This window comes from Planosporangium spinosum (assembly GCF_049999945.1).
Classification (GTDB): domain Bacteria; phylum Actinomycetota; class Actinomycetes; order Mycobacteriales; family Micromonosporaceae; genus Planosporangium; species Planosporangium spinosum.
In genome coordinates this window covers 15,757-27,879 of the sequence record NZ_JBLYUB010000039.1, presented here as the reverse complement: position 1 = coordinate 27,879, position 12,123 = coordinate 15,757, and the positions used below count along the sequence as shown (strand labels likewise).

The 12,123-nt window shown below is 70.0% G+C and carries 12 protein-coding genes and 1 pseudogene; 6 read left to right on the top strand and 7 right to left on the bottom strand.

Going from position 1 to position 12,123, the window contains the following annotated elements; translation table 11 throughout:
- The first annotated feature begins 450 nt into the window (after positions 1 to 450).
- Genes ACNTMW_RS31735 through ACNTMW_RS31725 form a run of 3 tightly spaced genes read left to right on the top strand, consistent with a single transcriptional unit; the run spans position 451 to position 1,257 of the window.
- Positions 451 to 660 (top strand): hypothetical protein, encoded by a 210-nt coding sequence (locus ACNTMW_RS31735; RefSeq protein ID WP_426637673.1) that lies wholly within the window; start codon positions 451 to 453, stop codon positions 658 to 660.
- Positions 661 to 679: 19 nt separating this feature from the next.
- Entirely contained in the window at positions 680 to 1,045 is a 366-nt protein-coding gene (locus ACNTMW_RS31730; protein ID WP_426637672.1) for a site-specific integrase, read from the top strand.
- A 53-nt stretch (positions 1,046 to 1,098) separates the two neighbouring features.
- Entirely contained in the window at positions 1,099 to 1,257 is a 159-nt protein-coding gene (locus tag ACNTMW_RS31725) for a hypothetical protein (RefSeq protein ID WP_426637671.1), read from the top strand.
- Between the two features lie 411 nt (positions 1,258 to 1,668).
- Here the strand turns inward: ACNTMW_RS31725 and ACNTMW_RS31720 are convergent, their stop codons facing one another.
- The 7 genes from ACNTMW_RS31720 to ACNTMW_RS31690 all read right to left on the bottom strand — a co-directional run bounded on the left by ACNTMW_RS31720 (position 1,669) and on the right by ACNTMW_RS31690 (position 10,415).
- Complete coding sequence (locus ACNTMW_RS31720) at positions 1,669 to 2,346, bottom strand: response regulator (RefSeq protein WP_426637670.1); 678 nt, start codon at positions 2,344 to 2,346, stop codon at positions 1,669 to 1,671.
- On the bottom strand, positions 2,343 to 4,949 hold the full coding sequence (locus ACNTMW_RS31715) for a DUF4118 domain-containing protein (RefSeq protein WP_426637669.1): 2,607 nt from the start codon (positions 4,947 to 4,949) through the stop codon (positions 2,343 to 2,345). The genes ACNTMW_RS31720 and ACNTMW_RS31715 overlap by 4 nt, the downstream gene beginning before the upstream one ends.
- A 44-nt stretch (positions 4,950 to 4,993) precedes the next feature.
- Complete coding sequence (locus ACNTMW_RS31710) at positions 4,994 to 5,887, bottom strand: potassium-transporting ATPase subunit C (protein WP_426637668.1); 894 nt, start codon at positions 5,885 to 5,887, stop codon at positions 4,994 to 4,996.
- Complete coding sequence (kdpB, locus tag ACNTMW_RS31705; protein WP_426637667.1) at positions 5,887 to 8,055, bottom strand: potassium-transporting ATPase subunit KdpB; 2,169 nt, start codon at positions 8,053 to 8,055, stop codon at positions 5,887 to 5,889. Before kdpB ends, ACNTMW_RS31710 begins: the two co-directional genes overlap by 1 nt.
- A 20-nt stretch (positions 8,056 to 8,075) precedes the next feature.
- Positions 8,076 to 9,737 carry a potassium-transporting ATPase subunit KdpA gene (kdpA, locus tag ACNTMW_RS31700; protein ID WP_426637665.1) on the bottom strand — a complete coding sequence of 554 codons (1,662 nt, stop codon included), beginning with the start codon at positions 9,735 to 9,737 and terminating at the stop codon, positions 8,076 to 8,078.
- Positions 9,737 to 9,826, bottom strand: a complete 90-nt coding sequence (kdpF, locus tag ACNTMW_RS31695) for a K(+)-transporting ATPase subunit F (protein WP_426637664.1) — start codon at positions 9,824 to 9,826, stop codon at positions 9,737 to 9,739. Before kdpF ends, kdpA begins: the two co-directional genes overlap by 1 nt.
- A gap of 82 nt (positions 9,827 to 9,908) precedes the next feature.
- Complete coding sequence (locus ACNTMW_RS31690) at positions 9,909 to 10,415, bottom strand: hypothetical protein (protein WP_426637663.1); 507 nt, start codon at positions 10,413 to 10,415, stop codon at positions 9,909 to 9,911.
- Positions 10,416 to 10,828: 413 nt separating this feature from the next.
- Here ACNTMW_RS31690 and ACNTMW_RS31685 point away from each other — a divergent pair, with 413 nt between their 5' ends.
- From ACNTMW_RS31685 to ACNTMW_RS31675, 3 genes and pseudogenes are all read left to right on the top strand, one after another.
- Positions 10,829 to 11,062: a hypothetical protein gene (locus ACNTMW_RS31685; protein WP_426637662.1), complete on the top strand. Its 234-nt coding sequence runs from the start codon at positions 10,829 to 10,831 to the stop codon at positions 11,060 to 11,062.
- 32 nt (positions 11,063 to 11,094) lie between these two features.
- A pseudogene (locus ACNTMW_RS31680) lies at positions 11,095 to 11,232 on the top strand (helix-turn-helix domain-containing protein); the annotation flags it as partial.
- Between the two features lie 34 nt (positions 11,233 to 11,266).
- The gene (locus ACNTMW_RS31675; protein WP_426637661.1) at positions 11,267 to 11,923 is read left to right on the top strand and encodes an integrase core domain-containing protein; all 657 of its coding nucleotides are present in this window, start codon (positions 11,267 to 11,269) and stop codon (positions 11,921 to 11,923) included.
- The last annotated feature ends 200 nt before the right edge of the window (positions 11,924 to 12,123 follow it).

Genomic DNA, 12,123 nt, shown 5'->3' with positions numbered 1-12,123 from the left:
GTATCACCGACTGGCTCGCACTCCTCGCCCACGCGTATGCGGCGAAAGATGCCAGATCCTGCTCCTACGCCACGAGAACACGGTCCTGCGCCGGCAGAGCCCCAGGTGAGTCGGTTGCAGCGGGCCTCCTCCGTGCGGGGAAACGGCCAACCCTCCACATCACGGCCCGCGCTTGCTCGCCGCACGTTCGAAGTCGCCGTATCAGTATCCAAACGGGCCGCACGCTCGGGGTCGTACTCGACGTCGTAGCAGGCGCAGTCACACGACCGCCCGGAGCTTGCGCACTATTCAATTTCTTTCCTCATCCACTGGACCTCGTACCTGCGTCGAAGCGGTAACGACGAAAGCCTGCCCCGTAGCCACAGGTCCCAGGTGGAGGTGCGCCATGGCCTGGATGGAACGACACGGTCCGCACTACCGGGTCCGCTACCGTACGCCGGCCGCACAGTCTTGGACGGCATCTACGACACCGCCGACGCCGCGCATGATCGAGTGATCCAGCTCGACCGTCTGAACCGAGCCGTGCGGCAACGACTCACCACACCGCCACCGACCGTGGCCGAATGGGTCGCCGCCTGGCTTCCCGCCCACTTCGCCGGCGCGGCGACCACCGCCAAGTACGGGTCGATGCTGCGCACACATCCTTCCCGTCTTCGGTGACCGCCGCCTCACCGGGCGGATGCCCAACCTCCACACCCGCATGCTCGTCGTCACCGCCGTCTACACCGGCATGCGCTTCGGCGAACTCGCCGGACCGAGCCGAACGAACGTGCACCTCGACCGCGCCGTCATCCACGTCGCCGCCGACACCGGCGCCCTCCACGAGGTCGCCGGCCAACGCTGGCTCGGCCCACCCAAGACCAAAGCCGCCGTCCGCGACATCCGCCTACCGCCGTTCCTCATCGACGGCCTCGAACGACTCCTGCGCGCCCACCCCTACGCCACCGCCTTCTGCACCGACACCGGCCGGTGGATGTGGCGCACCACCTTCGTCGAACGGACCTGGCGGCCGGCCTGCGACGGCCACGCCCGGCGCGGCTGGTAGCCGATCATCGACGCTTCCGCTTCCACAACCTGCGCCACACCCACCGCACCTGGATGGACGAGGACGGCATCCCCGAAGCCCTCAAAAGCCAGCGCCTGGGCCACCAACTGCCCGGCGTCCGCGGCGTCTACGCCCACGCCACCGAGCCCATGCAGACGCCACTGCTGGCAGCCCTACAACAACGCTGGCTCGCCAGCGGCGGCCACTCGTGACCAGGATGTAACCGACACAGCCGCGATCGGTAGTTACCGGGGGAGCAAAACTGCTCCCAGAAACAGATGATCGCCGATCCGTAAGATCGGCGATCAGTGCCTTCACCTGCAGTTTTTTTGGGGGGGCGATACTGGGTGTGAACCAGTGACCTCTTCCGTGTCAACGAAAATCCGATCATGCGCTGACCTGCGCAAACGCGAGGACCCGCAGGTCACGGCGAGACGATACAGGCAGCTCAGCCCGATCGAACGCGGTTCAGCGCCGTTGAACGCGCCCCGCTGCTCCCATTCCGCTCCCCTACCGCCAGCCCGATCCAGCCGTGAATGACGAGCGAATGGCACCCCGACGACGCCCCGTACAGCATCAAGATCGCTGACGGCCGCGTCCTCGCGCTGACCGCAGGGTTGGGGTCAGGGCTGGAATCGGTAGCCCATGCCCGGCTCGGTGAGCAGGTGCCGGGGCCGGCTGGGATCGGGCTCGAGCTTGCGGCGCAGGTGGACCATGTACTGGCGCAGGTACTGCGTCTCGGTCCGGTAGGTAGGCCCCCAGACCTCCTGCAGCAGTTGCCGTTGGCTGACCAGCTTTCCGGGATTGCTGATGAGCACGGTGAGCAGCTGCCACTCGGTGGCGGTCAGGTGGACGGTGCTGCCGTCGTCGGCTTGCACCCGGTGGCTGGCCAGGTCGACGGTGTAGTTGCCGATGCGGGCGCCGGGCGGGGCCTCCGTTCCGGCGAGTCGGCGGGTGACGGCGCGGATGCGGGCGAGCAGCTCGTCGACGCTGAACGGCTTGGTGACGTAGTCGTCGGCGCCGGCGTCGAGGGCATCGACCTTCTGCCTACTGTCGGTACGTCCAGACAGGATGACGATCGGGACCGGGGTCCAGGTACGCAGCTTGCGGATGACATCGACGCCGTCGATGTCGGGCAGCCCGAGGTCGAGGACGACCAGGTCGGGGCGGTGGATGGCGGCGGCGTGCAGCGCCTCGGCGCCGTCGGCGGCGGTGACGACGTCGTAGTGGCGGGCGTTCAGATTGATGCGCAGCGCGCGCAGGATCTGGGGTTCGTCGTCGACGATGAGCACCCGGGTCATGAGCTGGCTCCGTTGTCGCTCGCCGGCGTCTGCCGCGCCGGCTCGAGAATGGCGTCGTCGAGGTCGTCGGTGTGCGGCGAGGAGATAGCCGACAGCGTGAGGATCATCGTAAGGCCGCCGCCGGGGGTGGCGTCCGGATCGACGGTGCCGCCCATGGCTTCGACCAGGCCGCGGGAGAGCGCGAGGCCCAGGCCGACGCCGGTGGAGTTGTCCCGGTCACCGAGGCGCTGGAACGGGGCGAAGATGCGGTCCCAGTCGGCGGCGGGCACACCCGGGCCGTGGTCGATGACGCGGATCTCGACCTGGCCGGCGTGCGCGCTTGCGGTGATCATTGGGGGCCGGTCGGGCGGGCTGTAGCGGACCGCGTTGGTAAGCACGTTGACCAACGCGCGTTGCAGCAGCGCCGGATCGACCGACACCTCGGGCAGGTCGTCGGGCATCTGGATACTGATGGCGCGGCCACCGTCGCCGAGCTCGTCGACGGCGGCCGGTATCGCTTCGGCCAGGCTGATCACCTGCGGGAACATCGCCAGCGCACCGACCTCCAGCCGGCTCATGTCGAGCAGGTTGTCGACGAGCCGGCCGAGCCGGTCGTGCGACTCCTCGGCGGTGGCGAGCAGCTCGTCGCGGTCGGCCTCGCTGAACTCGACGTCGGGACTGCGCAGGCTGCTGACCGCTGCCTTCGCCGACGCGAGTGGGGTGCGCAGGTCGTGGCTGACGGCGGACAGCAGCGCGGTGCGCAGCCGGTCGATCTCGGCGAGCGGCCCGACGGCGGCGGCCTGCTCGGCCAGCCGCTCCTGGCGCAGGGCGACCGCGGCCTGGGCGGCGAACGCCTCGACGACCCGCCGGTTGCCGGCTGCGAGGGCACGTCCGCGTAGCACCAGCGACATCTGGCCGTCGACGGGTACGTCGGCGTCGCCCTGCGCCGGGGTCAGGCACGGTTGGTCGCCGACGGCGGCCGCCACCCGCCAGGCGGCCGGGTCGTGCCGCAGGTCCGGACCGGCGGCGTCGGGACGGCGCTCCAGCAGCGTGACGCCGGTCAACTGGAAGGTCTCCCGAAGCTGGTCGAGCAGGGCGGGCAGCGGGCGGCTGCCGCGCAACACGCTGCCGGCGACGGTGGACAGCGTTTCCGCCTCCGCACGGGCGTGGGCCGCCTCGCTGGTACGTCGGGCGGCGAGGTCGACGACGGTGCTGACCGCGACGGCGATCAGCAGGAAGACCGCCAGGGCGAGGATGTTCTCCCGCTCGGCGATGGTCCACTCGTGGATGGGCTGGGTGAAGTACCAGTTGAGCAGCGCGAACCCGGCGACGGCGGCGACCAGCGCCGGGTACAGGCCGCCGATGAGCGTGACCGCGACGACGGCGGCCAGGTAGAGCAGGATGTCGTTGGACAGCGTCAGGTGGCCACGTAGGTGGGTGAGCGCGACCGTCAGCAGCGGCAGCCCGAGCGTGGCGAGGGCGAACCCGGCCAACCGCCGTCGCGGCGTCAGGCCCCGGCTGAGGGTGATCGGCGGCCGGCCGCGCTTGACCTCCTCGTGGGTGACCAGGTGCACGTCGATCGGGCCCGACCCGGCGGTGGTGGTCACCCCCACCCCGGGTGCCAAGAGCTGCGCGAGGCGGCCGCGGCGGCTGGCGCCGAGCACGAGCTGGGTGGCGTTGACGCCTCGGGCGAAGTCCAGTAGTGCGGCCGGGATGTCATCGCCGAGGACCTGGTGGTAGCTGCCGCCCAGGCTCTCGACAAGCACCCGCTGGCGGGCCAGGTGCGCCGGGTCGACGCTGGCCAGCCCGCTGCTACGGGCCACGTGCACCGCGAGCAGGTCCGCGCCCTTGCTGCGATCGGCGATCCGGGCGGCCCGCCGGATCAGCGTGTCGCCTTCCGGGCCGCCGGTGAGCGCGACGACCACGCGTTCGCGGGTTTCCCAGGTGGCGTCGATGTGATGTTCGGCGCGGTAGCGCTCCAGTTGGTCGTCGACCTTGTCGGCCAGCCACAGCAGGGCCAACTCGCGCAGGGCGGTGAGGTTGCCGACGCGGAAGTAGTTGCTCAGCGCGGCGTCGATCTTGTCCGGAGTGTAGACGTTGCCGTGGGCCAGCCGCCGCCGCAGCGCCTCGGGGGTCATGTCGACCAGCTCGATCTGGTCGGCCCGGCGGACAACCTCGTCGGGGATGGTCTCGCGTTGGGTCACGCCGGTGATCTGGGCGACGACGTCGTTGAGTGACTCCAGGTGCTGAATGTTGACGGTGGTGATGACGGTGATGCCGGCGTCGAGCATCCGCTGGACGTCCTGCCATCGTTTGGCACTGCCGCTGCCCGGCACGTTGGTGTGGGCCAGCTCGTCGACCAGGGCGACCTGCGGCCGACGGGCGAGGACGGCGTCGAGGTCCATCTCCGTGAACGACGCGCCCCGGTACGTCACGGTCGTGCGGGGCACCACCTCCAAGCCCGCGACGAGGGCCTCGGTGTGCCGGCGGCCGTGGCATTCGACGAAGCCGACGACCACGTCGGTGCCGCGCTCGCGGCGGCGGTGGCCCTCCTCCAGCATCTTGTAGGTCTTGCCGACGCCGGGGGCGGCGCCGAGGTAGACGCGTAGTTGTCCGCGGGCCATCACCGCTTCTCCCTTCCCTGCGCCGGCCGCCCCGACGCCTCGCCTCACCGGTGGTACGGGTATCGCCGGTCCAGGTCAAGGTTGAGTTCGACGACGTTGACCGCCGGCTCGCCCAGGAACCCCAGGGACCGCCCGGTGGTGTGCCGGCCGATGAGGGCGTCAATGGTGGCGACGTCGACATCGCGGGCCCTGGCCACCCGGGCCGCCTGCAGTCGCGCGTACGCCGGGCTGATGTGCGGGTCGAGGCCGCTGCCGCTGGCGGTGACCGCGCCGGACGGCACCGCTGGCTCGGCCGGTGCGTCGCCGCGTACCGGGGTGACGACACCGCGGGAATAGTCCTCCCCCGCCTTGGCGCACTCGACGGCCACGCCGGCGTAGCCGTTTACGAACGGTGCCGCCGGGCACGGCTGGTTGAGGCTGACCACGCGGGTCACCGGGCCGGTGGCGCCGTCGCGGCGGAACACCGCGAGCACCGCGCCGACCCCGTCGGGAGTGCAGTACGGTCGTCGCCCGTCGGCACCTTCCAGCTTGCCGACCGCGACGCTGCGGGCGCAGACCTGGGTGAGCAGGCTGGGCTTGCCGGTGTCGCCGGGCTTGGCCTGGTCGGGCAGGGTGTCGACGATGCTCTCGGGACCGAGGTTGGACCCGCCGCTGGCGGTCGGGTCGTACCCGTTGCCGCCGCCGGCCGCCGAGGGGCGCGGCTGGAAGTACTGCACGAGGGGTTTGCCGGCGAGGTCGATGAACGACTGGCCGATGAGCGCGCTGCCCACCGTCCGGTCTCCGACCATGATCAGCGAGCCGTCGGCGCGGTGGGACAGGCCGGGCAGCTGGGCGACGACCGTGATGACCAGCGGGTACGCGATACCGGTGAGCACGGTGAGCACGAGCAGCACGCGCAGGGCGGCGACGTGCTGGGCAAGCCAGGAGGGCAGGCGCATCACGAGATCCCGGGGACGAACTGGATGAGCAGGTCGATGAGCTTGATGCCGACGAACGGGGCGATGATGCCGCCGAGGCCGTAGACGAGCAGGTTGCGGCGCAGCATCGCGGCCGCGCTGCTCGGCCGGTAGCGCACCCCGCGCAGGGCGAGCGGGATCAGCGCGACGATGATGAGCGCGTTGAACACGACCGCGGACAGGACCGCCGAGGTCGGGCTGGCCAGCCGCATGACGTTGAGCCGCTCCAGGCCCGGGTAGACGGCGGCGAACATGGCCGGGATGATCGCGAAGTACTTGGCGATGTCGTTGGCGATCGAGAACGTGGTCAGCGCCCCGCGGGTGATCAGCAACTGCTTGCCGATCTCGACGATCTCGATCAGCTTGGTCGGGTCGGAGTCCAGGTCGACCATGTTGCCGGCCTCCTTGGCCGCCGACGTGCCGGTGTTCATGGCGACGCCGACGTCGGCCTGCGCGAGGGCCGGGGCGTCGTTGGTGCCGTCGCCGGTCATCGCGACCAGCTTGCCGCCCTGCTGCTCGCGTTTGATCAGCGCCATCTTGTCCTCGGGCTTGGCCTCGGCAAGGAAGTCATCCACGCCGGCCTCGGCGGCGATGGCCTGGGCGGTCAGCGGGTTGTCACCGGTGATCATCACGGTGCGGATGCCCATGCGCCGCATCGCGTCGAAGCGCTCCCGCATCCCCGTCTTGACCACGTCCTTGAGGTGGATCACGCCGAGGGTGCGCGCCGGCTGGCCCTCCACGTGCTCGGCGACGACGAGCGGGGTGCCGCCGGAGGCGGAGATGCCGTCGACCAGTGGCCCGATCTGGTCGATCGGGTGGCCGCCGTGGTCGCGGACCCACTTCATCACCGCGGTCGCCGCGCCCTTACGGATGCAGCGCACCACGCGGCCGTCCGCGGCCAGGTCAACCCCCGACATTCGGGTCTGCGCGGTGAACGGCACCCAGGTGGCGGACGTCAGTTCGCCGGCCTGGCGTTCACGCAGCCCGTACGCGGTCTTGGCGTAGACGACGACCGAGCGGCCCTCGGGGGTCTCGTCGGCGAGGCTGGACAGCTGTGCCGCGTCCGCCAGGTCGGCCGGGTCGATCCCGTCGATCGGCAGGAAGTCGCTGGCCTGCCGGTTGCCGAGAGTGATGGTGCCGGTCTTGTCCAGCAGCAGGGTGTTGACGTCGCCGGCCGCCTCGACCGCGCGGCCACTCATGGCGAGGACGTTGCGCTGCACCAGCCGGTCCATGCCTGCTATGCCGATCGCCGACAGCAGTGCCCCGATCGTGGTGGGAATCAAGCACACCAGCAGCGAGACGAGCACGACGGCCGTCACGCCGTGCGCGGTCAGGGCCCCGGTGTCGGGCGCGAACACCTGCACGCCCTTGGAGTAGATCGCCAGCGGCTGCAGCGCGGCGACCGCGAGCAGGAAGATGATCGTCAGCGCGACGAGCAGGATGTTCAACGCGATCTCGTTGGGGGTCTTCTGCCGGTTGGCGCCCTCGACCAGGGCGATCATCCGGTCGATGAAGCTCTCCCCCGGCTTCTGCGTGATCCGCACGACGATCCGGTCGGATAGCACCTTGGTGCCGCCGGTGACCGCCGACCGGTCCCCGCCGGACTCGCGGATCACCGGCGCGGACTCGCCGGTGATCGCGGACTCGTCGACGCTGGCGATCCCCTCGACCACGTCACCGTCACCCGGGATGATCTCTCCCGCCTCGACCACGACGACATCGCCCAGCGTGAGTTCGGCCGCGGGTACCGACTCCTCGTCGACGCGTCCACCGCCGGGCGCCCAGCCCGCCAGTCGACGCGCGATGGTGCCCTGCTTGGCCCGGCGCAGCGTCTCGGCCTGCGCCTTGCCCCGGCCCTCCGCGACCGCCTCGGCGAGATTGGCGAACACCACGGTCAGCCACAGCCAGCCGGTGGTCAGCCACGCGAACACGGTCGGATGGGCGATCGCGAGGACGGTGGTGAACACCGAGCCGACCTCGACGATGAACATGACCGGGTTGCGCCACAACGTGCGGGGGTCGAGCTTGCGGAGCGCGTCCGGGGTGGATCGCAGCAGTTGGGTGGGGTCGAGCAGCCCGCCGGACACCCGGCGCGGGCCGGGCCCTTCCGGCGGGTGCGCCTGCGGTATGGCGACGTCGGTAACGGTCATCGGGCTTCCCTGTCGCGGTGTCACTTGAGGCCTTCGGCGAGGGGGCCGAGGGCGAGGGCGGGCAGGAATGTCAGGGCCACCAGGATCGCGGTCACGCCCACCAACATGCCCACGAACAGCGGCTGGTAGGTCTTGAGCGTGCCGGTGGAGGCGGGTACCGGACTCTGGCGCGCGAGCGAGCCGGCCAGGCCGAGCACGAACACCATCGGCAGGAACCGGCCGAGCAGCATCACCGCCCCGAGCGTGGTGTTGTACCAGGTGGTGTTGGCGGTCAGGCCGGCGAACGCCGAGCCGTTGTTGTTGGCCGCCGAGGTGTAGGCGTACAACACCTCGGACAGCCCGTGTGGTCCGGAGTTGAGCATGGACGCCCGCGCCGCCTTGAGCGCCATTGCCGCAGCCGTGCCCATCAGCACCAGCGCCGGGGTGGTCAGGAAGTACAGCGACGCGAACTTGACCTCGCGGGCGCCGATCTTCTTGCCCAGGTACTCCGGGGTCCGCCCGACCATCAGCCCGGCGACGAACACCGTGAGCACGGCGAGGATAAGCATGCCGTACAGGCCCGACCCGGTCCCGCCGGGCGCGACCTCGCCGAGCATCATGTTCAACATCGTCATGCCGCCGCCGAGAGCGGTATAGGAGTCGTGGACCGAGTCCACCGCCCCGGTCGACGTCAGCGTCGTGGCGCTGGCGAAGGTGGCCGAGTCGAGCACCCCGAACCTGGTCTCGACGCCCTCGCTCGCCGCGCCCGCCGCCTGCGGCACAGTGCCGTGGTGCAACCCCTGCAGCACGTTGATCGTGATGACGCTGCCGAGAGCCAGAATCGCCATCGCCGCGACGATCGCGTACCCCTGCCGGTTGCTGCCCACCATCCGGCCGAACGCGCGCGGCAGGCTGAACGGAATCACCAGCAACAGGAAGATCTGCAGCCAGTTGGTCCAGGCGGTCGGGTTTTCGAACGGGTGGGCGCTGTTGGCGTTGTAGAACCCGCCCCCGTTTGTGCCCAGCTCCTTGATGGCCTCCTGGCTGGCCACCGGCCCGCCGGGCAGGTGCTGCGCGGCGCCAGCGAGGGTGTGCACGTCGTGGCCGGCCGCCAGGTTCTGCGCCGCGCCGCCGGCGACCAACGCGATCGCCGCGACCGCGGAGATCGGCAGCAGGACGCGGACCACGATGCGGACCAGGTCGACCCAGAAGTTGCCCACCTGCGTCGTCTGGCGGCCGGCGAACCCGCGCACCAGCGCCACCGCCACCGCGATGCCCACCGCCGCCGAGGCGAAGTTCTGCACCGCCAGGCCGGCCATCTGCACCAGATGACCCATGGTCGACTCACCGGAGTACCACTGCCAGTTGGTGTTGGTGACGAAGCTGACCGCGGTGTTCCACGCCCCGGCCGGCGGCACCGCGGGGAAGCCCAGCGACAACCAGAGGTGACTCTGCAACCGCAGGAACGCATACAGGAACAGGATCGACACCGCGGAGAAGGCGAGCACGCTGCGCGCGTACACCGTCCAGGACTGCTCGCCGTCCGGGTCGACCCCGACCAGCCGACACACCACCCGCTCGGCGCGCAGGTGCCGGGGTGAGGTCACCGTCCGGTACAGGTGGTCGCCGAGCGGCCGGTAGGCCACCGCCAGGGCGACCACCAGCGAGGTGACAAAGAGGACTCCTGCCGTGGTGTCGCTCATCAGAACCGCTCCGGAAACAACAGGGCGACCACCAGGTAGGCGACCAGACCGACCGCCAGCACCAGACCCACCACGTTCTCGACGCTCACAGCCGCTCCACCGCCCGCGCCGCGAGCGCCAGCACGGCGAACAGCACCACCGTCACCAGCACGAACACCACGTCCAGCACGCCTACCTCCCGCTCTCCTCGACAATGCCGGCGCCCTCCACCCGGCCGTCCGGCCGCACGGACTGCGCCCCCGGCGCCAGCCGCACCTGCCCGCTCGACTCGCGTAGCAACACGGTGAACAGGCGCCAACGCCGCCGATTGCGACGCGCGCGGCGGATCGTGGTGGCGGCCGTACCCACCGCCGCCGCCCACAGCCGGCCGAGCAGGAACCAGGCGTCCAGCCGCCCGTGCCAGCTGAGGTCTCCGCCCCGGTTGACCAGGAACCCGTTGCCGACCGGCCAGGCCACCCCGGCTGCCGCCAGCGCCGCCCGGCCGTTACCGGTCATGGCGGAAAACGCCGCCACCGCGACCACCAGCAGCCCCAGTCGCGGGTCCGGCGTGCGGAGGATCATCACGGCGGTGGCCGCTACACCGACCACGACCGTCGCGCCGGCCGCCACCGCGATACCCGTGGGACCCCGTTCGTCGTCGGTCGGCGTCCGCCGGATCTGCCAGCCGCTCGCCGTCATGCCAGCCGCCTCCCTCGTACTCCGACCGCGGAGGCCCGCGGCCGCAGTCAAGTGAAGTCACGTGTAGATGAGCGGGACAGTGGCGTTGACGCGTTCTCTACGGTGGACGGTCGAATATTCACGCGATTTCTACGCGCCGCCCGTCGGGATGTCGAAGCCGTCGACTGTTACCAGAGAACCGGCCGCGCGCCGTTCGCGCCGCTTTCCTGTGACCGTGTCGGCGGATGCTGTGCGGTCGGTCGCCGCGCGCTGCACGCCGTCAGGGTGATTAGCGGACGGTCACGGGCGGCGCGACTGGCTGAGCAGCTCGTAGCGAGGGTTACAGATGGCCTGCGGGGTTCCAAAACCCCATCACCGTGTTTGACCTGAACAGACGCAACGCCTGACGATGCCATCGGGCATCATCATGATGCGTGTCGCTGCGCCTGACATACCTCGCGCTCTGCCGCGTTGTTGGTTGGCTCGCCCTCCTCGCCCGTACCAGCGCGGCCAAAGACCTGGAGATCTTGGTTCTGCGTCACGAGAACGCGGTCCTACGCCGGCAGAACCCGAAGCCGCGCCTGGACTGGACCGACCGAGCCGTGCTCGCCGCCCTGATCAGGCTCCTCCCTCAGGCGTTGAAGAACCACCGCTCCCTCAGGCGTTGAAGAACCACCGCCTGGTTACCCCGAACACGGTCATGCGCTGGCATCGGCGACTGGTCGCCCGGCACTGGACCTATCCGCACCGGTCCGGCCGGCCGCCGATCGACCCGACCATCACCGCCGTCATCGAGCAGATGGCCCGCGCCAACCCTGGCTGGGGGCACCAGCGCATCCAGGGCGAGCTGATCGGTCTCGGTCACCGTGTGAGTGCGTCCACCATCCGCCGCATCCTCAAACAGCTCTGCCTACCACCAGCACCCGGTACGCCGCGACCGCACCACCTGGCGAAAGTTCCTCTCCACCCAGGCGTCGACCGTGCTCGCCTGCGACCTCTTCCACGTCGACTGCGCACTCACTCTCACCCGCCTGTACGTCTTCTTCGTGATCGAGGTCGGCAGCCGCTACGTCCACATCCTCGGCGTCACCGCCAACCCCGATGGGGACTGGACCACCCAGGCCGCCCGCAACCTGCTCATGGACCTCGGCGACCACGCCAAACAGTTCAGGTTTCTCATCCGGGACCGCGCCGGGCAGTTCACCGCCGCCTTCGACGCCGTCCTCGCCGACGCCGGCATCACCAACTGCAAGATCCCATCACGCAGCCCGCGGGCCAACGCGTACGCGGAGAGGTTCGTACTCACCGTCCGCACCGAGGTCACCGACCGCATGCTCATCCTCGGTGAGCGACATCTCCGCCGAACCCTCGACGAGTACGCCCGCCACTACAACGGATACCGTCCGCACCGAGCCCTGCAGTTGCAGCCACCACGGTCCGACCGTCCCGCCGTCGACCTCACCCGTGAACGGATCAGGCGTCGATCGGTCCTTGGCGGACTCATCACCGAGTACGAACGAGCGGCATAGCACTGCAGGTCACCCAGGATGCCTGGATGCCAGGCGCCAGGATTTTGACACCCCACAGCCGTTTCTCTGGTGGGCGATACTGGGCTTGAACCAGTGACCTGTTCCGTGTCAACGAAAATCCGATCATGCGCTGACCTGCACAAACACGAGAACCCGCAGGTCACGCCGAGACGATGCAAGCGACTCAGCCCGGTCCAGCG